The organism is Peribacillus frigoritolerans (genome assembly GCF_001636405.1).
Classification (GTDB): Bacteria; Bacillota; Bacilli; order Bacillales; family DSM-1321; genus Peribacillus; species Peribacillus frigoritolerans.
Genome location: NZ_KV440950.1, coordinates 1,838,078 through 1,864,811, shown reverse-complemented (window position 1 = coordinate 1,864,811; position 26,734 = coordinate 1,838,078). Strand labels below are relative to the sequence as shown.

General features: G+C 42.6%; 24 protein-coding genes and 1 riboswitch. Of the genes, 2 read left to right on the top strand and 22 right to left on the bottom strand.

Annotated features, from left to right (window positions below):
- Positions 1-104: 104 nt before the first annotated feature.
- The 8 genes from A6755_RS09135 to A6755_RS09100 all read right to left on the bottom strand — a co-directional run bounded on the left by A6755_RS09135 (position 105) and on the right by A6755_RS09100 (position 7,297).
- Positions 105-1,184 carry a GerMN domain-containing protein gene (locus A6755_RS09135; protein ID WP_034308974.1) on the bottom strand — a complete coding sequence of 360 codons (1,080 nt, stop codon included), beginning with the start codon at positions 1,182-1,184 and terminating at the stop codon, positions 105-107.
- Between the two features lie 336 nt (positions 1,185-1,520).
- The gene (gene racE / locus A6755_RS09130) at positions 1,521-2,324 is read right to left on the bottom strand and encodes a glutamate racemase (protein ID WP_048689031.1); all 804 of its coding nucleotides are present in this window, start codon (positions 2,322-2,324) and stop codon (positions 1,521-1,523) included.
- 10 nt (positions 2,325-2,334) lie between these two features.
- On the bottom strand, positions 2,335-2,778 hold the full coding sequence (locus A6755_RS09125) for a MarR family winged helix-turn-helix transcriptional regulator (RefSeq protein WP_034308979.1): 444 nt from the start codon (positions 2,776-2,778) through the stop codon (positions 2,335-2,337).
- Between the two features lie 221 nt (positions 2,779-2,999).
- Entirely contained in the window at positions 3,000-3,224 is a 225-nt protein-coding gene (locus A6755_RS09120; protein ID WP_028392149.1) for a helix-turn-helix domain-containing protein, read from the bottom strand.
- A gap of 122 nt (positions 3,225-3,346) precedes the next feature.
- Complete coding sequence (locus tag A6755_RS09115) at positions 3,347-3,811, bottom strand: acyl-CoA thioesterase (protein WP_063590482.1); 465 nt, start codon at positions 3,809-3,811, stop codon at positions 3,347-3,349.
- Between the two features lie 264 nt (positions 3,812-4,075).
- Positions 4,076-4,849, bottom strand: a complete 774-nt coding sequence (gene sdhB / locus A6755_RS09110) for a succinate dehydrogenase iron-sulfur subunit (protein ID WP_034308984.1) — start codon at positions 4,847-4,849, stop codon at positions 4,076-4,078.
- A gap of 17 nt (positions 4,850-4,866) precedes the next feature.
- Positions 4,867-6,618 carry a succinate dehydrogenase flavoprotein subunit gene (sdhA, locus tag A6755_RS09105; protein WP_034311432.1) on the bottom strand — a complete coding sequence of 584 codons (1,752 nt, stop codon included), beginning with the start codon at positions 6,616-6,618 and terminating at the stop codon, positions 4,867-4,869.
- A 70-nt stretch (positions 6,619-6,688) separates the two neighbouring features.
- A complete protein-coding gene (locus A6755_RS09100; protein WP_034308986.1) occupies positions 6,689-7,297 on the bottom strand; it encodes a succinate dehydrogenase cytochrome b558 subunit in 609 nt (202 codons plus the stop codon).
- Positions 7,298-7,680: 383 nt separating this feature from the next.
- On the opposite strand from A6755_RS09100, the gene A6755_RS09095 reads away from it, so the two are divergent.
- Positions 7,681-8,151 carry a YslB family protein gene (locus tag A6755_RS09095; protein ID WP_052137307.1) on the top strand — a complete coding sequence of 157 codons (471 nt, stop codon included), beginning with the start codon at positions 7,681-7,683 and terminating at the stop codon, positions 8,149-8,151.
- A 63-nt stretch (positions 8,152-8,214) separates the two neighbouring features.
- Here the strand turns inward: A6755_RS09095 and A6755_RS09090 are convergent, their stop codons facing one another.
- The 14 genes from A6755_RS09090 to zapA form a co-directional block, all read right to left on the bottom strand.
- Positions 8,215-9,447: an aspartate kinase gene (locus tag A6755_RS09090; protein ID WP_063590481.1), complete on the bottom strand. Its 1,233-nt coding sequence runs from the start codon at positions 9,445-9,447 to the stop codon at positions 8,215-8,217.
- Between the two features lie 89 nt (positions 9,448-9,536).
- Positions 9,537-9,713: riboswitch (Lysine riboswitch) on the bottom strand.
- A gap of 61 nt (positions 9,714-9,774) precedes the next feature.
- Positions 9,775-11,547: an excinuclease ABC subunit UvrC gene (uvrC, locus tag A6755_RS09085; RefSeq protein WP_053535876.1), complete on the bottom strand. Its 1,773-nt coding sequence runs from the start codon at positions 11,545-11,547 to the stop codon at positions 9,775-9,777.
- 103 nt (positions 11,548-11,650) lie between these two features.
- Positions 11,651-11,971 (bottom strand): thioredoxin, encoded by a 321-nt coding sequence (gene trxA / locus A6755_RS09080; RefSeq protein WP_328113193.1) that lies wholly within the window; start codon positions 11,969-11,971, stop codon positions 11,651-11,653.
- 201 nt (positions 11,972-12,172) lie between these two features.
- Positions 12,173-13,150, bottom strand: coding sequence for an electron transfer flavoprotein subunit alpha/FixB family protein (locus A6755_RS09075; protein ID WP_034308997.1), 978 nt, complete (start codon positions 13,148-13,150; stop codon positions 12,173-12,175).
- A 69-nt stretch (positions 13,151-13,219) separates the two neighbouring features.
- Entirely contained in the window at positions 13,220-13,993 is a 774-nt protein-coding gene (locus tag A6755_RS09070; RefSeq protein WP_057276670.1) for an electron transfer flavoprotein subunit beta/FixA family protein, read from the bottom strand.
- Positions 13,994-14,115: 122 nt separating this feature from the next.
- Positions 14,116-14,889, bottom strand: coding sequence for an enoyl-CoA hydratase (locus tag A6755_RS09065; RefSeq protein WP_034309002.1), 774 nt, complete (start codon positions 14,887-14,889; stop codon positions 14,116-14,118).
- 125 nt (positions 14,890-15,014) lie between these two features.
- Positions 15,015-15,602 carry a fatty acid metabolism transcriptional regulator FadR gene (gene fadR, locus A6755_RS09060; RefSeq protein ID WP_053535880.1) on the bottom strand — a complete coding sequence of 196 codons (588 nt, stop codon included), beginning with the start codon at positions 15,600-15,602 and terminating at the stop codon, positions 15,015-15,017.
- Positions 15,603-15,804: 202 nt separating this feature from the next.
- On the bottom strand, positions 15,805-17,505 hold the full coding sequence (locus A6755_RS09055; RefSeq protein ID WP_063590480.1) for a long-chain-fatty-acid--CoA ligase: 1,701 nt from the start codon (positions 17,503-17,505) through the stop codon (positions 15,805-15,807).
- Between the two features lie 1,373 nt (positions 17,506-18,878).
- Positions 18,879-19,637, bottom strand: a complete 759-nt coding sequence (locus tag A6755_RS09050) for a GNAT family N-acetyltransferase (protein WP_063590479.1) — start codon at positions 19,635-19,637, stop codon at positions 18,879-18,881.
- 210 nt (positions 19,638-19,847) lie between these two features.
- A complete protein-coding gene (locus tag A6755_RS09045; RefSeq protein WP_034309012.1) occupies positions 19,848-20,255 on the bottom strand; it encodes a DUF350 domain-containing protein in 408 nt (135 codons plus the stop codon).
- Between the two features lie 65 nt (positions 20,256-20,320).
- Positions 20,321-22,675 (bottom strand): endonuclease MutS2, encoded by a 2,355-nt coding sequence (locus A6755_RS09040; protein ID WP_063575529.1) that lies wholly within the window; start codon positions 22,673-22,675, stop codon positions 20,321-20,323.
- Positions 22,676-22,710: 35 nt separating this feature from the next.
- The gene (gene polX / locus A6755_RS09035) at positions 22,711-24,429 is read right to left on the bottom strand and encodes a DNA polymerase/3'-5' exonuclease PolX (protein ID WP_063590478.1); all 1,719 of its coding nucleotides are present in this window, start codon (positions 24,427-24,429) and stop codon (positions 22,711-22,713) included.
- Between the two features lie 212 nt (positions 24,430-24,641).
- Positions 24,642-25,187, bottom strand: a complete 546-nt coding sequence (locus A6755_RS09030) for a CvpA family protein (RefSeq protein WP_034309018.1) — start codon at positions 25,185-25,187, stop codon at positions 24,642-24,644.
- Positions 25,188-25,191: 4 nt separating this feature from the next.
- Positions 25,192-25,452: a cell division protein ZapA gene (gene zapA, locus A6755_RS09025; protein ID WP_034309021.1), complete on the bottom strand. Its 261-nt coding sequence runs from the start codon at positions 25,450-25,452 to the stop codon at positions 25,192-25,194.
- Positions 25,453-25,624: 172 nt separating this feature from the next.
- Between zapA and rnhC the strand changes: the two genes are divergently transcribed.
- Positions 25,625-26,584, top strand: a complete 960-nt coding sequence (gene rnhC, locus A6755_RS09020) for a ribonuclease HIII (RefSeq protein WP_063590477.1) — start codon at positions 25,625-25,627, stop codon at positions 26,582-26,584.
- The last annotated feature ends 150 nt before the right edge of the window (positions 26,585-26,734 follow it).

Sequence of the window (26,734 nt, the reverse complement as noted above, 5' to 3'; positions counted from 1 at the left end):
GGCGGTAAGCTTTCAACTCTCTAACAGCGTGGTCATTCAAAGCCGGAGGCAAAAAAAATAAGAGGCAGCTGCAAGCTGCCTCATTGTTTTATTTCTACATATATTTAAAAACTGCCTGTGTTGACTTTCTCTGGACGGACGACTGGTTCGGATAATTTCTTACCTTCTTCATTAAGAACATCTGCGCTGCCCTGCACTTGCACTTCAACGCTTTCAATTCCTTTCTGTTCCGTCAAGGAAAGGACCAAGGCATCAAGGACCTCTTGTGATACCTTTTTCTCTTTAAAGCTTCCAAGGATATTTTCGTTAAAATTCAGGCTGACCTTACCTTCTGCCACTTTTGGCTCGTCAAGTAAAGCTACATCACTCATGAACCCTGTTTGCAGGCTAGAACCCGAAGGACTCTTCGTTAATTCCTGAATGACTGCTGTTACATTATCAGTCACCGTTTCGCTGATCCTGCGCGTCACGGGAACATAATAAGTGTACTCCTCATCACCGCCTACATAATAAACGGTCAGTGCTTTGGTATTGGAAATGTCGACTACATCACTCGTATCGATATTGATTCCTGAAGACCTTGAGATATTTTCATCTATCGGTGTGCCATTGACCGGCATTTCGGAAATATCTTCCCCATTGATTCTCATTTGGATTTTATCGACCGAGTCGAATTGCGTCAGGGTCCATGTGATGGCTTGAAGGATTTTAAGTTCATCCTCTTTCTGATAGTTTTTGAATTCCGGCGAAAAGTCCGCCACAGCCACCCCGTCTTTAATGTTCACGCTTATTTGGGTATCGGCAGGAATGACGGCCCTGAACCCATTTGGAAGTTTATCCGTGACTGGTCCGTTATTGACAAGGTAATCAAGGGCTTGTTTAGCGACAGCTTCCGATTTAGGAAGTTCCAATGTCTGTGGAACCACATACCCGCTTTTATCAATTAAATATAACTCCGTCTTCACCGTTTTCGATTCTACAGCGCCTTCTTCTCCCTCAGTCGCTGGCTTTTCCTCACCATTCGTTTCTGTTTCTTTTAATGAAGATTCATCCTCGACTAATGAAACATCCTTCGGGGGATCAATTTCCTTTTTCTCTTCACCGCCAAATAATCCGCAGCCTGAAAGCCAAAAAGAAGATGCCAGAATGGTCACAGCCATTGTTACTTTTGATTTATTGGACATAAAATCACTCCTAGGACAGTTTGTACTCCTATTTATACGAGCCCTAGGGGAAAATAGACCAATTATTTTTCCCTACGATAATGGAGCTGGGCAAGTTGCCCGTACTGATGCATCTTTTTCAGCTTCATTAGGATTTGGGAGACTTCCTGAATGGAACAATCGACTCCCATCCCCAAGTATAATCTGAATGCTGGATAGGATCCTTTCATCCACCTGCAGGGAAAGCGAGTCCCTCACGTTCCAATCAACAGGCAAATGTACAAACCATAAAAAAACTGCAGACAAACTCCATTTTCATTAAGTTTGTCTGCAGTCTGAAACTTCCAAATGGAAGTCTTATAAGTGATCGATTTTAATTGTTTCGATGGTATTGGCATGAATACCGAGCCAGCTCGACGCGATGGAACCAAACATATCTCTTGAACCGGTTGTATAAAAGCGATGAACTGGACGGAGCTTGCTTTTATTGATTAATTTATAGTAATCCAAAATGACACTTGCCTCCCGGGCCGTCTCTTCTCCAGAGGAAATGACTTGTACTTCATCCCCCATATAGGAAGAGATTACAGGCCCCAGCAGTGGATAATGGGTACAGCCAAGGATCAGTGTATCGATTTTCGTTTTCTTCAACGGGTTCAAGGTTTGTGCCACGACCCGATTGACGATCCCCCCTTGAAACTCCCCGCTTTCTACGATTGGGACAAATTTCGGGCATGCTAAACTATCTACTTTCACATCGGAATTGATGGAAGCAAGTGCATCGTCATAAGCTTTGCTTTTTACCGTGCCTTCCGTACCGATAACTCCGATATGCAAGGAATCAGAAACTTTCAATGCCGCCCTTGCCCCTGGGTGTATGACACCCAACACAGGAATCGGAAGTATAGCCCTGATTTCATCCAATACAGCTGCAGTTGCTGTATTGCAAGCGATGATCAGCATTTTTATATCCTTCTTCATCAAAAATCTCGTCATTTGCCATGTGAAGGTTTGGACATCTTTTTTTGTCCTCGGCCCATATGGGCATCTTGCTGTATCACCTAAGTAAATTATATTTTCATTTGGAAGCTGACGCATGACTTCTTTAGCTACTGTCAAGCCGCCTACTCCTGAATCAATGATGCCTATCGGTTGTTTCAAAAAACTCGCCTCATTTTTCTTTCATTTCTTGATGTAGTTTTACTAGAATCCCTTTGAGGGACATGATGTCAGATTCGTTAAAATTGACTAACACGCCACTCAAGTACTGCCTCCGTTTATTAATCACTTCTTCGATTATCCGTTCGCCTTCTTCAAGAAGGTGAATTCGAACCACACGCCGATCCTTTTCATCCCTGACACGCTGGACAAGCTGATGTTTCTCCATGCGGTCAATCAGGTCCGTCGTTGTACTGAAAGCGAGAAACATCTTCGTGGACAATTCGCCAATCGTCATGTCCCCTGATTCAAAAAGCCATTGCAAAGCCACAAATTGAGGAATGGTTATTTTATAATCATGGAGAATTTCTCTTCCCCTTTGCTTAAGCCATGACGATACATAGCGCAATTCCTTCTCGATATCGGCTACATATGCCGCCTGCTTCTCTTCATCCATAAACACAGCTCCCCACTTCATGAAACTTATCATACTACCATTTTGGATGAAAGTGAAATGATTTTCAAGATTGATTGACTGGAATCATAATGAAACCCCACCATAAAAATAAGCAGCATCCAAAGAAGTCAAAACAACCAAATTGTTTTGCCCTTCCTCATATGCTGCCAATGAACGGGAGAGAAATTATTTATAAGGCTTACGTATTAAGAGTTAACACATTAAAGCTTAAGTTCTCCCATACGAAGGAGTTCTATGACTGCCTGCGAACGTCCTTTAACTCCAAGCTTCTGCATCGCATTCGAAATATGGTTTCGAACTGTTTTTTCGCTAATAAACAATTCACCTGCGATTTCTTTTGTTGTTTTGTCTTGTACTAGTAACTCAAATACTTCTTTTTCTCTTTTGGTGAGTAATGGCTTATGAGTGAATTCGTTCTCCTTCAAGTAATGTTACCCTCCTTGCCTTCACCAGCATAAAACCCGGAGTGGGTGTCTATTTAGTCAAGATATAGTATGTCGGCTGGGGCAATGGAGTGACTCTTTTACTTGTCTAAATGGAAATATTTTCAGGAATGTTCCAGCACAGTATACAACATCGAACGCTTCATGTCTTCCGTCCATGGTACCGGCTTCCCGGTGGCCTTGGACACTTGCACAATCGTCCCCCTGCCCGTTAAACAAATTGAACCATCTTGTTTAGTCCCCATATAGTGTAGCTCCACTGAAGAATTTCCGATATGGTCAGCTTTCACATGGATTGTCAATTGATCATTGAAAAACATCTGCTTAAGGTAATCACACTGTAAATTGGCAACAACCGGCATCTCACCGCATTCAGCCGAGGTCCAATCCTTCATGAACCCCATACTGTTGAAATACTCAATCCGAGCTTCCTCAAAATAAGTAAAAGGAATCGTGTTATTCAAGTGCCCAAACATATCAGTTTCCGAAAAGCGGATCTTAATCTCATGTTTAAAAGAAAAATCATTGATCCACTCCGTTATATTATCGATATATGATATTTTGCCCAACTTGTGCACACCCTTTCTGAATTGAATGACTATTCACTCATTTTATAAGAAAACAACGATAATGAAAAGGATTTTCTATTGAAAGCAGGGTAAATTATCAAGCTCACTTCACAAATCCTTCACAGTTGGCCTGGTGCCAGATTTACACTACAACCCCAGTTATCAATCGTTTATGATTCTCTCGATTCCCAACCAAGTCTGTGTATGTAAAACAATGAAAAAAAGAACCCATATCATAAGATACAGGTTCTTTCATGTTCATGATTAAACTTCATCACTGCCGAAGAAGTTACGGAATTGTTGGATCGTAGTATCACGGTTCAACGCAGCAATCGAAGTCGTTAATGGAATGCCTTTAGGGCAAGACTGCACGCAGTTTTGTGAGTTACCGCAGTTTGCAAGTCCTCCATCACCCATGATCGTATTTAAACGTTCAGCTTTGTTCATTGCACCCGTTGGATGTGCATTGAATAAACGAACTTGCGATAATGGTTGTGGCCCAATGAAGTCTGAATTGCTGTTTACGTTCGGACAAGCTTCCAAACATACACCGCAAGTCATACATTTAGATAACTCGTAAGCCCATTGACGTTTCTTTTCTGGCATACGCGGTCCTGGTCCAAGGTTGTACGTTCCATCGATTGGAATCCATGCTTTTACCTTTTTCAATGAGTCGAACATACGGCTGCGATCGACTTGCAGGTCACGAACAACAGGGAATGTACGCATTGGTGCTAGACGAACCGGCTGCTCCAATTGATCGATAAGAGCTGTACATGATTGTCTTGGTTTACCATTGATAACCATTGAACAAGCACCACATACCTCTTCAAGACAGTTCATGTCCCATGCGATTGCTGTAGTGTGCTTACCTTGTACCGTTACTGGATTACGACGAATTTCCATTAGGGCGGAAATTACGTTCATATTCGGACGGTACGCTAATTCGAATTCCTCATCATAAGGAGCTGAATCCGGTGTATCTTGACGAGTGATTATAAAACGGACTGTTTTAGTCTCAGATTTAGTTTCAACCATTTTTTTGCTCCCCCTCTTTAGTGTTTCGTAGTGTAGTCACGTTTACGCGGTGCGATCAGTGATACATCAATATCTTCATAATGGAATTCAGGTGCTTGATCCAAGCCTTTGAATGTTGCCATAGTAGTTTTCATGAATTCCTCATCATTACGTTCTGGGAAATCAGGTTTGTAATGCGCTCCGCGGCTTTCATCACGGTTTAACGCACCAATTGTGATTACACGGGCCAATTGCATCATGTTTTGCAGCTGTCTAGTGAATGCAGCTCCTTGGTTACTCCATTTTGCCGTGTCATTGATGTTAATTTTCTTGTAACGTTCCATCAGCTCAAGGATCTTGTTATCCGTTTCTTTAAGCTTGTCATTGTAACGAACTACAGTAACATGCTGAGTCATCCACTCACCAAGTTCTTTGTGAAGGATGTACGCATTTTCGTTACCATCAAGAGACATGACTTCATTCCATTTCTCTTGTTCTTGTTTTTCGTACCCTTCATACAATGAAGAAGGAATGGATTCTGAAGTTTTAGCAAGGCCTTCAATATATTTAACGGCATTCGGTCCAGCGACTGAACCACCATAGATTGCAGAAAGAAGTGAGTTGGCACCAAGACGGTTACCGCCATGTTGTGAATAATCGCACTCACCTGCAGCGAATAAACCTTTGATGTTAGTCATTTGGTCATAATCCACCCAAAGTCCGCCCATAGAATAGTGAACGGCAGGGAAAATTTTCATTGGAACTTTACGAGGATCTTCACCCATGAATTTCTCGTAGATTTCAATGATTCCGCCAAGTTTAATATCAAGTAATTTAGGATCTTTATGTGATAGATCCAGGTAAACCATGTTTTCACCATTAATGCCAAGCTTCATGTTCATACATACGTCGAAGATTTCACGAGTCGCGATATCACGAGGTACTAGATTACCATAAGCAGGGTATTTTTCTTCAAGGAAATACCAAGGTTTCCCGTCTTTATATGTCCAGATACGTCCACCTTCACCACGAGCGGATTCACTCATTAGACGAAGTTTGTCATCGCCAGGGATTGCTGTCGGGTGAATTTGAATGAACTCACCATTAGCATAATTAACACCTTGCTGATAAACGATTGAAGCTGCTGAACCTGTATTGATCATTGAGTTCGTTGATTTACCGAAAATGATTCCAGGGCCGCCGCTCGCCATGATGACTGCGTCTCCAGGGAATGATTTGATTTCCATTGAAGTCAGGTTTTGTGCTACGATACCGCGTGCTGTTTGCTCATCATCTATAACAGCTCCAAGGAATTCCCAGCCTTCATATTTCGTTACAAGGCCTTCAACTTCATAACGGCGAACCTGCTCGTCCAATGCGTAAAGTAATTGCTGACCAGTTGTTGCACCAGCGAATGCTGTACGGCTATGTTGAGTACCACCGAAACGACGGAAATCAAGAAGACCTTCCGGAGTACGGTTGAACATAACACCCATACGGTCAAACATATGAATGATTGATGGTGCTGCTTCGCACATCGCTTTAACCGGCGGTTGGTTAGCCAAGAAATCCCCGCCATAAACTGTATCGTCGAAGTGGATATATGGAGAATCCCCTTCACCTTTTGTATTTACTGCCCCGTTGATTCCGCCTTGGGCACAAACTGAGTGAGAGCGTTTAACAGGCACTAAAGAAAATAAATCAACCTGTTGTCCCAGCTCTGCTGCTTTGATCGTAGCCATTAATCCAGCTAGACCTCCACCAACGATAACTATTTTACCTTTACCCAATTCTGTCACTCCCTTATTTCCATTAGCCAAGCTATGTTTTTCCTAATTCTTATAAATGAACTCTATCTTCTTATACGAATGCGAAAATTGCGCTGATTCCGATATAAGAAAGAAGAACGAAAACGATCAATGTAAAGTAAGTCATGATTCTTTGCGATCTTGGTGAAACTGTAAGACCCCAGCTCACAGCAAATGACCATAATCCATTAGCAAAGTGGAAGATTGCCGAGATAATACCAACAATATAGAACACAATCATGAATGGACTAGAGAAAATCTCTGCCATCATGTCAAAGTTAACTTCAGCACCCATAGCTGCTTGGATTCTAGTTGCCCATATATGCCAAACAAGGAAAATCAACGTTATGATTCCAGTTAGGCGTTGTAGCATGAACATCCAGTTACGGAAGAAACTAAATCTGCCTAAATTGTTTTTTGCTGTAAAGGCAATATAGATTCCGTACACAGCATGGAAAATGAGCGGTAGATAGATGACGACCCATTCTACCAAAATCTTCACGGGCGTATACTCAATTAAATGAACTGCCCCATTAAAAGTTTCTTCTCCTTTTGTTGCCATAAAGTTTACAGATAAATGAAAAATTAGGAATAGACCAATTGGAATTACTCCTAGAAGTGAATGAAGCCTGCGATTCCCAAACTCACGATTTTTTGCCACTAAGTGCCCCCCCTTAATTTGTGAAAAATCATGCAAAGATAAACTGGTGGCTACCTTTTATCTCCGCGTGAAAATACAGTATAGAGTCAAAAAACTCCTCTATACTTCCTTTACAATTATGTGACATGTCCATTTTACTCCTGACTTCTATGTGCGTCAAGAAAACGGATACAAGAAATCTCTTTTTCAGAATAGATTTTATTGGATTATATTGGGTATTTTTTGTTTGTCAAGATAATATTTTGAATAAATTTCTAATTTAACTATTAATATCTCGGTATAATTTCTCATTTTTTTCCAAATGTGATTTAAATAAATAAAAAACAGTATAATTTGCAAAAGAAATACGTTTATAATAGATTTACAGAAAGAGGCGATAAATTATGAAAAAAAATATTGCTGCTGCGATAGAAGAAGAGATTCAAACTGAAGAAATTCAAACTGAGGAATTCCTAGTTCCAGCTTTCGGATACGAATTAATCAGAGAAGTTCTATTGAACGATATTCTTGGAAAAGACTCTAATCAAATCCTCTATTGGGCAGGTAAACAATTAGCAAGAAAATTCCCATTGAATGGCGATCAGGAAGTGATTGAATTTTTCCAAAGCGCTGGATGGGGCAATCTGGAAATCTTGAAGTATACGAAACACCAGATGGAATTATCCCTGACAGGTAAAATAATCAGCCGCCGCTTGGATTTACACCCTGATTGTCACTTCCAGCTTGAAGCCGGTTTCCTTGCCGAGCAGTTTACACTGCAAAAAAAATTCCTCAGCGAATCAACGGAAGAAATCAAACGCCGCGCAAAAAAAGTGATATTCACCATCCAATGGGATCCCAGAGATCCAATCTAATGAGCCCTGAAAACAGACTTACCCTTTTTACCGGAAGTCTGTTTTTTATTGGACTCCTGACACTTAAGCTAGCACATTTGCATGCTGACCAAGTTTAAATGCTTCATGAAGGGATTCAACCGCCTTCACCATTTCCTTTTCATTGACGACGGTCGAAACTTTAATTTCCGATGTGCTTACCATTTTCACCTGGATGCCTGTATTGGCCATCACTTCAAACATTTCGGCAGCCACTCCCGGATTGGATACCATACCAGAACCGACGATGGACACTTTGGCCAATCCGCTCTCCGTTTCGACCCGGTCGAATCCCAATTGATCTTTATTATTTTCCAGCACGATCAAGGCCGCTTCCGTATCTTCACTTTTTGTGGAAAAAGATAGATTCGTCGTATCCTCGGCAGTCATGCTTTGAATGATGATGTCCACATTGATCCGGTTTTTCGCAAGCGTCGTGAAGATCGTGGATAATGCACCAAGTGATTGGGGCAAACCATATATTGTGACCCTCGTAATACTGTCTTCAAAAGCAATGCCGCGTACAATTAAGTTTTCTTCCATAGTTGCTTCCTCCTCTATGATCGTACCTGATTCTCTCTCCATGCTTGAACGGACTTCAAGCGGAATTTGATAATTTTTTGCATATTCGACAGCCCTTGGGTGAAGGACGCCCGCCCCCAGGTTGGCAAGTTCCAGCATTTCATCGTAAGAAATGGATTGGAGTTTTCGCGCGCCTTTTATGTAGCGTGGGTCCGTTGTGAATACACCCGTTACATCTGTATAAATATCGCATCTATCCGCATTAAGCGCTGCTGCGATGGCAACTGCCGTCGTATCGGAACCGCCTCGCCCTAAGGTAGTGATTTCCCCATTTGCATCGTTACCCTGGAAACCGGCTACGACCACTATTTTCTTCTCCTCAAGCTGGGCTTGGATCCTCGTGGCATCGATGTTTAAAATCCGGGCATTCCCATGAACGGATTCCGTTTGCATGCCAGCCTGCCAGCCGGTATACGAAATGGCTTCATGTCCTTCTTCAATCAATGCCATCGTTAACAGGGAAATCGTTACCTGTTCCCCAGTCGTCAATAGCATATCCATTTCCCTCTTGCTCGGGGATCCGGAAATATCACGCGCCATGGAAACCAATTGGTCCGTTGTTTTCCCCATAGCTGAAACAACGACGACAACCTCATTTCCTTTCTCCGCTTCCTCGATTACCCGATTGGCAACATTTTTGATTTTTTCTACGCTACCGACGGATGTTCCGCCGAATTTTTGAACGATTAATGCCATCCTCATGCACCCTCTCTACTTTTTAGGCAATAAAAAAAGCAATGAGAAATATCTCATTGCTGTGGTCACATATCTTAATACTGTAATCACAGTGAGATAGCTCTCCAGGGTATAAACCCTGACAATCCGCCATTTCTTAAATGTCGGACCAGGAGGACAAGGTATGAGTCTTGACTTCCTTCGGCGGCGTCCCCTTTCAAAACCTTTCATGGAAGCTCATACTTCTCCAGGTTTTTACTCTTGAATTCCGCACCTCTATCAGCACTTTTAAGTTGTCTAGTTAAAAATTCCTTTTAATCATAGCATAGAGATTTATCGGTAGCAAGATTATTCTTGTAATTTTCTAACGATTCCCTCGGCTACCCCTTTTGGCATGCCAGCTTCCATGATTTCCTCGGCCGTCGCCTCTTTGATTTTCTTCAATGATCCAAAATGCCTTAATAATTGCTTCCTTCGCTTTTCCCCGACTCCTGGAATATCATCAAGCTGGGAGTGAACCGCATTTTTCCCGCGTAGCTGGCGATGAAACGTAATCGCGAACCGATGCACTTCATCCTGAATTCTTTGCAATAGGTAAAATTCCTGGCTCCTTGAATCAAGAGGTACAAGTTCAAGCGGATTTCCGATCATCAATTGCGAGGTCCTATGCTTTTCATCCTTAATGAGGCCTGAAAGTGGAATATCCAAGCCTAATTCATTTTCCAGAATATCCCGCACCGCTTCGACATGTCCCTTTCCGCCATCAATGATGATCAAGTCCGGAAGCGGCAGCCCTTCTTTCAATACTCGTGAATACCTTCTTCTGACCACTTCACGCATCGATTCATAATCATCAGGTCCCTGGACCGTCTTGATCTTATATTTTCGGTACTCTCTTTTTTCCGGCTTCCCATCAATGAACACGACTAAAGCGGAAACGGGGTCACTTCCCTGAATATTGGAGTTATCGAAAGCTTCAATTCGATGCGGGGTGTAAATACCCAATTGTTTCCCAAGGTTTTCCACCGCATTGATCGTTCTTTCTTCATCCCTCTCAATCAAAGAGAATTTTTCCTGAAGGGCGATGGAGGCATTTTTATTCGCCAATTTAAGCATGTCTTTTTTCGCTCCCCGTTTCGGGTGAATCGTTTTGACACCAAGCAGCCCTTCCGCCATTTCGGCATCCACAGATTCAGGCAGCAAGATTTCCTTTGGTTTAAAGTGGTTCGTAATCTCGTAAAACTGACCGAGGAATGTAAGAAGTTCCTGTTCGGGTTCATCGTAGACCGGAAAAAGCGAAACATCCCTTTCTATCAATTTACCCTGCCGGACAAAAAATACCTGAACGCACATCCAGCCTTTATCATAGGCAAAGCCAAATACATCCCTGTCGATGAAATCGGTCGTCATCATTTTCTGCTTCTCCATCGTAATATCGATATGGGCAATCTTGTCACGAAACTCCTTGGCCCTCTCGAAATCGAGTTCTTCCGATGCCTCCAGCATTTTTTCAGTCAGTTCTTTTTTTATTTCAGTATGCCCGCCGTTCAAGAACCGGTTGATATCATCGACCATTTTTTTATATTCCTGTTCCTCTACATCATATACACATGGGGCCAGGCACTGACCAAGGTGATAGTAGAGACAAACGCGATCCGGTAACGTATTGCATTTTCTTAGGGGATAGATGCGGTCGAGCAATTTTTTCGTTTCGTTAGCTGCAAATGCATTCGGATAAGGACCGAAATATTTCCCTTTGTCTTTTTTGACTTTTCGCGTAATGATTAGACGCGGGTGGCGTTCCGCAGTCAGCTTGATGAAAGGATACGTCTTATCATCCTTTAGCATGACATTATATTTTGGGTCATGTTTTTTGATTAAGTTCAACTCTAAAATAAGAGCCTCGATATTGGAAGAGGTGACAATGTATTCGAAATCCTCAATCTCGTTCACGAGTCGAAATGTTTTACCATCGTGAGATCCCGTAAAATAAGAACGGACACGATTTTTCAACACCTTCGCTTTGCCTACATATATGATCGTTCCCTGACGATCTTTCATTAAATAACAACCAGGTTGATCGGGAAGAAGGGCAAGTTTATTCTTTATTTGTTGATTCATGCATTCAGCCTCCTGTTCTCCCTTTTTTACAATCATTATATATCAAGATAGCTAAAAAAGCTTCAAGTCCGCAGACTTGAAGCTTTTTTTAGCTATCTTACTATTACGCGTGTTTTGCAATAAGTTCAGCAAGTGCTTCTTTAGGTTGGAAACCAACAACCTTATCGACCACTTCACCGTCTTTAAGGACGATTAATGTCGGGATGCTCATCACACCGAATTTTCCAGCTGTTTCTTGGTTTTCATCTACATCCACTTTTACGATTTTTGCTGTATCGCCAATTTCAGTATCAAGCTCTTGAAGAACAGGAGCGATCATTTTACAAGGTCCACACCATGGAGCCCAAAAGTCTACAAGAACGACACCTTCGCTAGTATCTGTTGTGAAAGTTTGGTCAGTTGCATTTACAATAGCCATATATATTTCCTCCTCAAATTTACTCAAATAACTAAAAACAGTATACCACTGTTGCTCAAAACGATGCTAATATTTTGCTTCAGTGGTAGGATGTCCAAAAAAAAAGTAACTATGCAGGCAAAAAAACCTCCCCATTAGCGCAAACAAAGGGACAAGACATGTATCGGCTTATGCCGAATGTCTTGCCCCTCATCTGTATTATTTCTATTACGCGTTAACTTTAAGTTTTTTGAATTCTTCCGTAAGTAATGGAACGACTTCGAAAAGATCTCCGACAATTCCATAATCAGCTACATTGAATATGTTAGCTTCCGGGTCTTTATTGATGGCAACGATAACCTTGGAGTTGGACATTCCCGCTAAATGCTGGATCGCACCGGAAATTCCGCAGGCGATATAAAGGTCAGGTGTTACGACTTTACCCGTTTGCCCGATTTGTAATGAGTAATCGCAATAGTCTGCATCACATGCTCCCCGGGAAGCTCCTACCGCTCCTCCAAGAACCTGTGCCAGTTCCTTTAATGGTTCAAAACCATCTTCACTTTTCACGCCACGGCCGCCCGCGATGATTACTTTCGCTTCTGAAAGGTCGACCCCTTCACTGGCTTTTCTAACAACATCCTTAATGATTGTCCGTAAGTCCTTAATATCCACACTTAATGTAGAAACATCACCGGAGCGGGACTCATCTTTCGCTAATGGTTCGATATTGTTCGGACGGATTGTCGCGAAAATCACGCCAGCTGTAACAATTTTCTTTTCAAATGCTTTACCAGAATATATCGGGCGGGTGAAAACGATATTTCCGCCTTCTTCTTCAATGGATGTAACGTCGGAAATCAATCCTGATTCAAGTTTTCCAGCCAATTTAGGTGCAAGGTCTTTTCCTAAGGCTGTATGTCCAAAGAAAATTCCTTCCGGCTTTTCCTGCTCGATGACGGCAAGCAAGCTTTGCGCATATCCATCTGAAGTATATTGTTTCAATTGATCATTTTCGACTGCAATAACCCGGTCTGCACCATACTGGATCAATTCATCACCGAAATTCTGAACACTGTCACCAACTAAAACACCAACGATTTCCCCGCCATCCGCTGCAAGCTTAGCCGCACCGATAGCTTCAAATGATACATTTCTTAGTGAACCATCACGAACTTCGCCCAATACAAGAAACTTTCTAGCCATTTATAAAAACCTCCTGTGCTCTATTTTTCTTTTTGTCGTGTGTTGTTGTTTTGAGATGTACCGTTTCGATTAAATCACTTTTGCTTCACTGCGTAATAACTGAACAAGCTCGGTAACTTGAGCACTGATTTCCCCGTCCAAAACTTTTCCAGCTTCTTTTTTAGCAGGAAGGTAAATTTCAATCGTTTTTGTTTTGGCCTCAACATCGTCCTCTTCCAAATCCAGGTCATCCAATTCCAATTCTTCAAGCGGTTTTTTCTTTGCCTTCATGATTCCTGGCAATGAAGGATAACGTGGCTCATTTAGCCCTTGTTGCGCTGTCACCAATAATGGAAGAGAGGCTTCGATCGTTTCAGAGTCCCCTTCGACATCACGGATAACGCTTACATTTCCATTTTCTATGTCCAATTTAGTAATGGTTGTAATATAAGGAATTCCCAAAATTTCGGCAACGCGTGGTCCCACTTGACCAGAGCCGCCATCGATTGCAACGTTCCCTGCAATGATTAGATCCGCATTTTTATCTTTTAAGTATTCGCCAATAATTTTGGCAGTCGTGAATTGGTCGCCATTTTCTATGTCGTCTTCTATATTTATCAATACAGCTTTGTCAGCACCCATTGCCAGCGCTGTGCGTAATTGCTTTTCTGCCTCTTCTGTTCCGACAGAAATAACCGTTACTTCGCCGCCTTGTGCATCACGCACCTGGATTGCTTCTTCAACTGCATACTCATCGTATGGATTAATGATGAATTCTGCCCCATCCTCATTGATTTTCCCGTTGGATAGTGTAATTTTTTCTTCTGTATCAAATGTTCTTTTCAGCAGTACATAAATGTTCACGATAATACCTCCCGAATAATTTGAGTTTTGAAGATTATGAATTTTATTGATATATAGTAATGTTCTACAGATTTCACCAAAATCCTGCATGATATATAAAAATAGTTATTTAAACCGAAACATCATTTCCCTTTGAATACAGCTTCCCTTTTTTCAATGAAAGCGGCGATTCCTTCTTGTGCATCGGCAGTATCGAAAGCCTGGCCAAAGAGGGCAGCTTCCCTTTCCACACCTTTATGGTAGGAATCATGCTTGGAATAATTTAATAACTCAATGGCCGACTTTAATGCCAGTGGGCTCTTCTTGGCAATTTTATTGGCTAGATCCTTAGCTTTTGGAATCAGTTCTTCATCCGTGAAGGCATGATTCGCCAATCCGCATTGCACAGCTTCTGTGCCTGAAATCGGTTCACTTGTAAACAGCATTTCAGCTGCCTTTGCCATGCCTACGTAACGAGGAAGACGTTGGGTCCCAGCAAATCCGGGGATTAAGCCCAACTGCAGCTCAGGCAAACCAAGTTTAGCCCTTTCGGTGACTAAGCGGATGTGGCAGGCCATAGCCAGCTCCAATCCTCCGCCAAGCGCCGCTCCATGGATGGCTGCAATGACCGGTTTTGGAAAAGATTCGATTTTCTCAAATACAGATTGACCATTCTTGGTCAGCTTCTCGAAAGCTTTCCCGTTTTTCACTTCCGTAAACTCTTTAATGTCCGCTCCTGCAGAGAAGAATCTTCCTTCACCATGAAGTAGGACAACCCGTACGGCTTCGTCTTTCCCAATTTGATCGAATGCCTGTGAAAGCTCTCCGATGATAGCCGAAGAAAGTGCATTTGCTGGTGCATGATCAATCGTTATAAAAGCCACATGATTTTCGACAGAAAGCTTAAGATATTCCATATCAATCCCTCCAGGCATGATAGTCAAACTTTTTTGATAATTCTCTATGTATCACTTCCAGTTAAAGCTGGAAGTTGAATTAACCGATTCTTTCGAGGATGGCTAGCCACCCTCTATTTAAATCGTTAACTTTTCAGGCCACAGCCGCCAATCAGCAGGCGGTGAACGTCTGGTGCAAGGTCAGGAAGCGAATACTTTTGCTCATTCATGACCCAAGTCGTCACAGTTTCATCAATCGTTCCAAAAATCATCTGCCTGGCAAGTAAATTATTTAAATCAGGCAGGAATTCGCCGTTCTCTTTTCCTTCTATAATGATCTGATCGATTAAATTTAAATACCCTCTTAACACATCATTGATCCTAAGGCGCAATTCTTTATTCGACTGTCTTAATTCCAACTGAGTGACAATTGCTAAATTCACGTCTTCTGAAAGGTTTTGAAAATGTTTTTGGATGAGCACATGCAGTTTTTCCGAAGCAGTGGTCTTTCCTTTTATCTCTTCTTCGATCTGTTCCACAAAATAGCCCATCTTTTCATGGAATAATGATATTAAGATATCTTCTTTATTTTTAAAATAAAGATAAATGGTGCCATCCGCTACGCCTGCCTGTTTGGCGATTTTGGATACTTGGGCTTGATAGTAACCGTTTTGGGCAATGACAATAACGGCCGCATCAATAATTTGATTATACTTTGGTCTGTTGCTTTTCACTGGATGTCCCCTTTCAGAAAAATGAATGAACCATCATTCATATTTCTATCATAAAATGACGACCCTTTACTGTCAAGCAAAACCTTATATAAGGCTCCTGACATTTCACTTCTGTTCATTGTACAGCCACCATCCATAGCTTGTCCAGCTGTTCTGCAAAACGGAGCCCTCTTCCGCTGCTCCGTTTAAAGGGGGTGCTTGTTTAAGCTTCTTTTCTTTCCTCGGATAATTTTTTCTTTTCTTCCTCGATAAGGACTCTTCTCAGGATCTTCCCTATCGTCGTTTTAGGAAGTTCATCCCTGAATTCATAGCTTCGCGGCACCTTATACGAAGCCAGGTTCTTTCTGGCAAATTCATTCAATTCCTCTTCAGTGACCCTGGCATTTTTTTTCAGGACGACATAGGCCTTGACGGTCTCTCCTCGATAAGGGTCAGGGATGCCTGCCACAACTACTTCCTGTATGGCCTCATGCTCGTATAGCACCTCTTCCACCTCACGTGGATATATATTGAAACCGCCTGCAATGATTGTATCCTTTTTCCTCTCGACGACATAAAAGAACCCCTGCTCATCCATATAACCCAGATCGCCAGTAAGCAGCCAGCCATTTTTAAAGGTTTTTTCCGTTTCATCCGGACGGTTCCAATAACCTTTCATTACCTGTGGTCCTTTTATGGCAATCTCGCCTATTTCATTCGGAGGAAGCTCTTCATTGGATTCCAGGGACAGAATCGCCGAGTCAGTGTCCGGCCACGGCAGTCCAACGCTTCCTTTTACACGCGGCTGATCCCAAATGAAGTTAGCATGTGTCACAGGTGAGGTTTCTGAAAGTCCATAGCCTTCAACAAGCTTCCCGCCGGTAATTTTCTCAAACTGCTCTTGAACCTCTAAGGGCAATGATGCAGAACCGCTAATACAGGCATTGATGGAAGAAAGATCATATTTAGCGATATCCGGATGGTTCAAGAGGCCGATATACATCGTTGGCGCTCCTGGAAACATGGTCGGTTTCTGTTTTTGGATGGTTTTAAGCGTCGCTTCGACATCAAACTTCGGCATGATGATCATGGTGTTCCCTTCCATGACGGAAAGAACCAAGACCGTAGTCATACCGTACACATGGAAGAAAGGCAGAATCGCAAGGATCCTTTCCTCACCGCGCTTATTTTTATAAAGCCATGCATTGCACATTTTCGTATTTGCCAGCAAGTTCTTATGAGTAAGCATGACCCCTTTGGGAAAGCCAGTTGTCCCACCTGTATATTGCAAAAGGGCAAGGTCATTATTGACATCGATCGGCACAGTGTCGACTTCTTCAGTGATCTTTCGTTTCATGATTTCGGAAAATAAATGATGATTCCCTTCATGCTCCACATTGATGACAATGCCGTATTGCTTTTTTTGAATAAAAGGATAGATAAGATTTTTCGGGAAAGGTAAATATTCCTTGATAGCGGTTACAATTATATGTTCTATATCCGTTCTTGATGCCACTGCAGAAACACGGGGAAATAAAATATCCATCACTAAAATCATTTTCGCTCCGGAATCTTTCATTTGATATTCTAATTCACGTTCAGTATAGGTTGGGTTCGTTTGAACCACGACTCCTCCGGCCATCAATATCCCAAAAAAGCTTATGACACCCTGAGGGCAGTTAGGAAGCATGACGGCAACGCGTTCGCCTTTTTGAAGTCCGATACTTTTTAAATAGGCTGCAAACTTTAAAGCAGATTCATGTACTTCCCGGAAAGTTAATTCTTTTCCCTGGAAATGAATCGATACTTTATCAGGGAATTCTTCGGCTGATTCCTTCAAAAAAGAATAAAGAGGTTTATCTTCGTACGACAAAACAGCGGGTATCTGTTCCGGATAAATAGCTTGCCATGGCTTATTGCTCATTTGCCCCCTCCTTCTGAATATTCTCAATACTCTTAATCATTATAATACAATCGGGATTTTCTTACAATTGCCGAATTTCAGAGTATAAAGGCCTTACGATGAAAAGCTGGATAGTATATATGTCCCATTCCAACTACAGGGAATGTCGGAATGGGACATATATAAAGGGAAACAAAAAAAGGAGTTGGCTATACTCCTTTCAGAATATAGACAACCCTTTTACCCTCATTTTTTTCTTTTAAAAAAGTTCCAGCTGATTTCAGAAATCCGCTCCCTTTTGCCGACTGCTTGCCGAGCCTCCTCGGCACAAGTGCCTGTTGGGCCCTCGGCTAGCCAGTTATTCGGCAGGAGTGTCGCAAATCTCTTCCATCCTTTAAGGAATACTGTAAAAACTATGAAGAATAATCTAGTTTACTTTTAAAATTTTGGTTCAGGGCGAGAGCAATTCGGAAATCCTTTTGCCGGAAAATTGATCGAACCGCCAGACTATTGGAAGAAGAGTCAGTTGCCCTACAATATTTCTTTAAAAAAAGTTCCAGTTGATTTCAGAAATCCGCTCCCTTTCCGCCGACAGTCTGCCAAGCCTCCTCGACGCAAGCGTCTGCGGTGTCTCGTCTAGCCAGTTTTTCGGCAGGAGTGTCGCACATTTCTTCAATCGATTGAGGATTATAGTTAAAAAAACATGAAGGATAAACTAGTCTTAAACATGGTTTAGATGAGCCTGGCCTGCAGTTTTTTCTTTTAAAACACAAAGTTGATTGGAACGGAAGATACGAGACTCCTGCAGAAAAGCGTGGCATGGGAGACCCCGCAGGCGTGCCGAGGAGGCTCCCGACCGCCCGCGGAAAGCGAGTGCCTGGAGTGGAAATCAACGTTCCCATTTCACAAACGCAATTTGTAGACAAAAGGGGTCTATCTAAATAAAAACTAAGTTGATTGGAACGGAAGGCATGAGACTCCTGCGGGAAAAGCGTGTCTAGGGGAGACCCCGCAGGCACAAGCCGAGGGCCGACCGCCCGCGGAAAGCGAGTGCCTGGAGTGGAAATCAACGTTCCCATTTTACAAACCCAGAAAAAAACTGTCGGCAAACAATTATTATCTAGTTTTGAACAAAAGGGTTCTATCTAAATAAAACAAAGTTGATTGGAACGGAAGGTACGAGACTCCTGCGGGAAAAGCGTGGCCAAGGGAGACCCTGCAGGCGCAAGCCGAGGGCCGACCGCCCGCGGAAAGCGAGTGCCTGGAGTGGAAATCAACGCTCAAATTTTACAACCCCTCAAGAAAAAAACATAAAGGATATGCAAATTTCCTTTATGATCACAGATCGGGGAGAGCATTCCGATCCCTTTTGTCGTCCACTGAAAAGAGGCGTTCTACTTCTTGGTTTTAATTCTATACCAATACTTATACTTTTCTTCAAACCCTAATTTTCCGTATAAGCTTAAAGCAGGTGCGTTCGTTTCTATCACCTGAAGATAAGCATTTTTTGCTCCATTTTCTTTACCCCAATTCAATAGATTACGAACGAGAATTGCACCATTGCCTTGGTTTCGAAAGTTTTCATGGGTAATGATATTGTACAGGCCTATGTATCCGTCTTCCAAAACACCCAGTCCACTTGCTGTAACGGTTCCACCTTCATCAGTCAACAGCATAAAGCATGTTTTTGGAATGATATTCCCTAACATCTTTTTCAGGATGGTTTGATCATGATCATCAATATTACTTAGCAGGCAGAAATCGTGAAACCATTCATCATGTAAATGATCATACTTTATGACATTGGTTTCATTCGGTGACTCTGTATCTGCCAAATTCAATACCTGGACACTTGTTGTTCCTTCAAGGGCATACCCAGACTCTTCCAGCACACGATCCAAGTTGATAGGGTTTGCCTGTGGAGTCACTTTGTACACGGCCTTATCATTCCTTGCAAAATATAATTGTTCACAATTCGAAATTTTCTTTTTCACATTTTCATTCGATGGATAGATGGGGGTGATGGAATTCGCCCTTTTCGTATATCCATCCGCAAATCGGATAACCCATCCATCATAGATTTGCGTTTGCATGGCGGGTAAAGCATTCAGCGATAATTCTTCAATCTTCTGTATCCATTTGGACTGATCCATATTCCACCTTCTCTTCAAAAGTCTATTTGACCATTATTATTATACATGGCCCCCCATTTTTTTTAATAGAACCAAATAAAAGAAGCGGCACACTGGCCGCTTCAGTTGAACAATGTCATATAAATGATTCCAAACAGAAAAAAGATTCCGCAACAAACAATTAAGACTTTTGCAAGTTTCTCCACAGCTTACTCCCTCTCATGAAGGGCATTAAGAAATTCCGGCGCCGATGACAAAAGATAATGCGATTGATATGATCATCGATAGGAATCCAACTGCCCGATTATCTTTTTGTATTTCTTCATCTATTTTAAATCCAGGAGTCATAAATTCAAAAATGAAATAACCGATCAACAGCAGGACAAAACCGTAGACGCCCCAGCCAATCATGGTAAGAAGCGAATTCTGATGGAGAATGGACTGTTGGAATACATAGGCGATCCCAAAAATTTTACCACCTGTTGCCAACGCGACAGAAAGGTTTCCCTGTTTGATCTCCTCCCAGTTCTTGTACTTTGTGACAAGTTCAAAAATGGCTAAAAAAACAATCATGCACAGAATAACGACACTGTAACGAGCAGCTATATATACATATTCATTTTCCCACATATTCTCCATGGTCCAACTCCCGAATGGTAACTAGCCACCCGGCTTGGCTGAATTGCCGGAATGACCGCTTTCCTTTATTTAAATTCCACCACCGTAACACCTGTTCCGCCTTCACCGGCTTCGCCGAAGCGAATCCTTTTGACAGAGCGGTGATTTTTCAGGTATTCCTGGACCCCGGACCGAAGAGCACCCGTCCCTTTACCATGAATGATGGAGACACTCGAATAACCGGCCAAAAGAGCATCATCAACGTATTTTTCCACTCTTGATATGGCATTTTCAAAGCGTTCTCCACGAAGGTCAAGTTCGACGCTAACGTGATAATCGCGGCCTTTGATCGTGGTAAGCGGCTTTGTTTCTTTTACTTTTGTGCTCTTGATGAATTCCAGGTCAGACTCCTTCACTTTCATTTTCATGATGCCGATCTGAACCTGCCATTCATTATTTGAGACCTTCTCAATCAAGTGACCTTTTTGACCAAAGCTTACGACCTTTACTTCATCTCCAGGTTTTAAGCTTTTATCCAGCGGCCTCGCAGCTTTATTTGTTGTTTTTTTCACTTTAGGCGCTGCTTCTTCAAGCCGTTTTTTTGCATCGATCAGTTCATGCTCTTTAACATCGGCATGCTTTTCAAGTCTCAGTTTACGTAAGTCGGCAATGATCGCTTCCGCTTCCCTTTGTGCATTTTCAACGATTGCCGCTGCCTCTTTTGCTGCCTTTTCAACCATCGCATCCCGTTCTTGATGGTACTCATCAATTTGCTTTTGAAGGTCTTTATGAAGAATTTCCGCCTGTTTCAGGTGATTCTTGGCTTCCAATTCCTCTTCTTCAGCCTTCTTGCGGCTGTCTTCAAGGGACGCTATCATATTTTCAACTTTATTCGTATCCTCACCGATATGGCCGCGGGCGTTGCTGATCACGTTTTCTTCCAAACCAAGGCGCTTGGAAATTTCAAACGCATTACTCCGCCCTGGTACACCAATTAAAAGTTTATAGGTGGGACTCAAGGTTTCCACATTAAATTCGACGCTTGCATTTATGACGCCTTCCCGATCATATCCATACGCTTTTAATTCCGGATAATGTGTCGTTGCAATCACACGTGCTCCGCGCTTATACACTTCATCCAAAATGGAAATGGCCAAAGCTGCACCTTCCTGTGGGTCAGTTCCCGCTCCAAGCTCATCGAATAAAACAAGACTGTCATAATCGACATGCTTAAGGATATCGACAATATTGACCATATGCGAAGAAAATGTACTTAAGCTTTGTTCAATTGACTGTTCATCGCCTATATCGGCATAAACAGAGGAAAACACAGCCGTTTCGGAACCATCCAGCGCAGGGATCTGCAGACCGGACTGGGCCATTAACGTACAGAGGCCAATCGTTTTCAGGGTAACCGTCTTACCACCTGTATTCGGACCGGTGATGACGATTGTCGTAAATTCATCACCAAGAAAAATATCATTGGCCACGACGACATCATTCGGAATGAGCGGGTGTTTCGCTTTAAATAATTTCACGCGCCCCTCATTATTCAGAATCGGTTTGGATCCTTTTATCGCTTTTGCATATTTTGCCTTGGCGACAAGGAAATCGATTTGTGCCAGCACTTTGACATTATGAAGCAATTCAGGGGTGAACGCACCGACTTTTTCCGATAGTTCAACCAATATCCGTTCTATTTCCTGCGTTTCCTTCACTCGGGTTTCCTGCAGGACATTATTCAGCTGAACGATTGCTTGCGGTTCAATGAACAACGTCTGCCCTGATGATGATTGATCATGAATGATCCCGCCATACACACTGCGGTATTCCTGTTTTACCGGGATGACGAATCGATCATTCCGGATGGTGATGATGGCATCGGATAACATGGTTGATGCATTGGAAGAACGGATCATACTTTCCAGTTTTTCCCTTACGCGACTTTCGTTCGTCCGAATTTGGTTTCTTAGGGTACGAAGCTTGTCGCTGGCAGAATCCATCACTTCGCCATGTTCGCTTACTGCATACGTAATTTCCTGCTGCAAATCAATCAATGGATGAAGGGAATCGATATATTCGGCTAAAAGCGGAACATCAATCTCCTGCTCTGCCAGTTCTTCGAAGAAGCGGCTTAAGATCCTGCCGGCACGAATCGTACTCGCAAGTTCCATCAATTCCATCGGTGAGAGCATACCGCCAATCTGTGCCCTTTTTGCATGCGGACGGATATCGAAAATTCCGCCCAATGGCAAGTTACCTTTCAACCTTACGATTTTGGCAGCCTCATCTGTTTCTTCCTGCCATCTCGACACTTCTTCAAAATCCGTGGAAGGCATCAATTGCTCCGCCTTTTCTTTTCCTATGGATGAGGATGCGTGTGAGATCAATTGTTCTTTTATTTTATGAAATTCCAATGTCTTTAAAGCTTTATTATGCATGGAGTTAAAGCTCCTCCTTATTTATGGGCAAATAGTTAATCATTTCTCTTTAAAAACGCCAATAAGCCATCCGTATCCCTCGCATTAAGAACCGTGGATTCTTTTATCCAGCCCTTTTTGGCTGACGAGACCCCCACAGGCATATGTTCAAGCATGTCGATGCTGTGGGCATCCGTATTGATCACGATTGGAACGCCTGCTTCCTGAGCCTTGCGCAGATGCGGAGGTGCCAAATCCAATCGGTTCGGATTCGCATTCAATTCCAAGGCCGTATTCGTTTCACGGGCCAGTTCGATCAGCATTTCTATATCCACATCATATCCGGTGCGCCTGCCGATGATCCTTCCCGTTGGATGGGCGATGATATCTACATGCGGATTATTCAGAGCCGTTTTTAAGCGCTCCATGATCGTTTCCCGAGGCTGTGAAAAACTTGAGTGAATCGATGCAATGACCAAATCCATCTCTGCAAGCAACTCATCGTCATAATCAAGTGTCCCATCAGGAAGTATATCCATCTCTATCCCGGAAAGAACGGTAAAGTCAGTGTATTTTTCATTAAGTTCATGGATGATCCGTTTTTGTTCACGTAAACGTTCAGCGGTCAAGCCGTTCGCCACTTTCAGATATTGCGAATGATCGGTGATGGCCATATATCGATACCCTTTTGCACGGCATGCTTCAATCATTTCTTCAATCGTATGAGCACCATCACTCCATGTGGTATGCATATGCAGATCACCTTTAATGGCCTCTAAAGATATGAGAGGTTCATTAGCATCATAATGCTCCACTTCCGTTCCGTCTTCACGTATTTCTGGGGGAATGAAAGGAAGGCCAAAATGATTATAAAATTGTTCTTCCGTTTCAAACGTCAATACATCACCGGTTTCAGTCACTTCCACCCCATATTCGCTGATTTTCTCTCCGCGATCTTTAGCAAGCTGGCGCATCCGCACATTGTGATCCTTCGAACCTGTAAAATGATGAAGTGTCGTGATGAATTCCTTATCCTTAACGATTCGGAAATCGACAGAAATGTCATATTCATAATCAAGCACGACCGATACTTTTGTATCACCGGCCGCAATCACCTGTTTTATCCCTTTTATTGCAAGCAGTTGATTCTTAACCTCTTCGGGATGATCTGTCGAAATGATGAAATCGAGGTCCTTGATTGTTTCCCTCATACGCCGGATGCTGCCCGCCCTGGAAGAACGGATGATGTAATCCATGTTAGCAAGGGCCGTTTCAATATCAGCAGCTATCGGCCTCATGAAGGCTAGGGGCAGCCGATCGGGCCTTGAACCCGCCTCGGCAATTGCAGACAGGATCTTCTCTTCCGTTTTTTTGCCGAAACCGGCAAGCGCCGCGACCCTGCCTTCCTCACAGGCGATTTTAAGATCATTCACATCTTTGACATGCAGCTCTTTATGAAGCTTGGCAATTTTCTTACCGCCCAAACCTTGAAGCTGCAGAAGCGGAATCAATCCTTTTGGCACCTGCTCCTGAAGCTCTTCAAGTACAGTCGATTTCCCTTCATTTATATACTCTTCGATGACGGATGCCGTTCCTTTCCCGATTCCATTCAAAGCGGTAAAATCTTCGATCTCCGTCAGGCTCCGGTCATCCGTTTCCAAGGCGCCCGCTGCCTTTCGGAAAGCTGAAACCTTAAACGGGTTCTCTCCTTTTAGTTCCATATATATTGCAATTTTTTCTAATAGTTTAATGATATCTTTTTTATTAATTGTCATTTAATTCACCGCCGAAAAAATTAGTAGGGTGCCCCATGTTCACTTTCTTAAAGATACCTTTCTTGGAGGTAAAGTACAAGCAGTCAGGTTCTTAACCCTCGAATCAAATAGAAAGAAGCTACATGCCTCTACATAAAAAGGGGCCTCCCCCGTGTTCAAAGTATAGGAATCCAGGACTTTGAACACGGGAGGCAGGCCCTCTTATACTGACATTAAGATTGTTTTACATCATGAAACCAAAGTTCCTTCACTTGCTCGGAAAGGAACGGCGTATGTTTCACGATCGATTCTGCCAGAAATGAGCCAGTTAATGGTTTCTGGATGGAATCCATTGGCAGCATGGCAGCTATATATAATATAATAAACATGATAAGATAGACTTCGAGAAAACCCAATATCCCTCCGCCCCAGCGATTCAGCTGCTTTAATATCGGTAGATGGGTAATGAAATTGAGCATGGATCCTATCATTTGCCAAAGAATCTTGGCAGCAAAGAAAATGATTGCAAAGGCAATTGCATTGTAATACGCCGTATCAAGCCCGACTGTATTGAAAAACATATTAAGGGTCGAGGAATCACCCATCGTTGGGAACGGAATCCATAATTTTAAATTGGGAGCAAGATCTCCGTAAAATACATAGGCGACGATGAAGGCTACAATGAACCCAGTCATATGAACCGTTTGTAAAATGAAGCCACGCTTTAAACCGATTAATAAACCGATTAAAAGAATGGCCAGAATTGCTAAATCAAGCATGTACTCAGTCCTTCTCTCTCTTTAATTCCAGTTGAAGCTGGTCTAGTTCATCTTTTAATTTAATATATTCATGGATGGTATTCACGGCCGTTAGCACCGCTAGCTTGCTTGTATCCAAGTGTGGATTTTTCATCCTGATCTCTCTCATTTTTTCGTCAACCATCGAAGCGACCAGGCGCATATGACTTGCGCTTTCTGTGCCGACGATTGTATATGGCTGTCCGTATATATCAACTGTTGTTTTATTTCGTTTATCGTCTGACAAAATGATGCCCCCAATCTAAACAATCCTAATTCTATCATATCATGAAGTTTTTCGTCATGAAAGAGAGTACATCGTCATTTCTTGCATTAAAATTTCAATAATTTGTCAAACGATATCGAATTTAGGAAGAAGATTACCTATTAAACAAAATGAAGTTAGGAGCTAACCCATTATGTCCCATGTTGTTTTACTTATCAGTCCTGAACAAATAAAGGCGATGAAGTCCCATTATTCTTCATCCTTGGCCGCCAAGCAGCCGCCGGGGAGCATCTTTTCCGCCAAACCGCCGCTATGCACGGTGACGGCATATAAATCCGGGAAGGTCCTTTTTCAAGGTAAGAATGCCGAAATAGAAGCGGTAAAATGGCAAAAAGGTACCACTGCTGCGGCTCCAAAGAAAAAAACGGCATCCTCTGCATCGGTCAACGTCCATCGATATTCGCCGCCTGCAAATATCGGAACCATGTCAGTGATTGGTTCAGACGAGGTCGGAACAGGAGACTATTTCGGCCCGATGACCGTCGTAGCCGTATATGCCAAGAAGGAGCAACTCGCTCTATTAAAGGAGCTTGGTGTCCAGGATTCCAAAAACCTGAAAGACCCACAGATCATCGACATTGCCAAACAGATTAAGGATGTAGTGCCCTTCAGCCTGCTCACATGCGACAACCCGAAATATAATGTGCTTCAGGCAAAGGGAATGTCACAAGGAAAAATGAAGGCACTCCTCCATAACCAAGCAATCAAGAACCTCATGCAAAAAATCCAGCCAGAACAAGCGGAAGCCGTCCTTATTGATCAATTTGCTCAACCAGAGGTATTTTTCAATTACCTAAAAGGTCAAGAACTATTCCAAGCTAATGCCACCTATCTATGCACAAAAGCGGAAGGCATTCACCTTGGAGTGGCAGCCGCATCCATCCTGGCCCGATATGCATTCGTCAAACGCTTTGACTTGCTGAGTGAAAAAGCCGGATTCAAAATCCCTAAAGGTGCCGGATTTGCAGTAGATGAAGCGGCCGCAAGATTGATTCACGAAAAGGGAATCGATTCATTACACGAATTCACGAAAACCCATTTTGCCAACACAGAAAAAGCGAAGCGACTCTATCAACAGAAATATCATAAATAGAAGAAAGCGGCTGATCTTCCTGAACAGCCGCCTTTTACTCGTGAATTTGCGCGGTTTACTCGTGAGTTTGCTTCATTTACTCGTGAGTTTGCTCCATTTACTCGTGAGTTTACGCCATTTACTCGTGAGTTTGCACCTTTTACTCGTAAA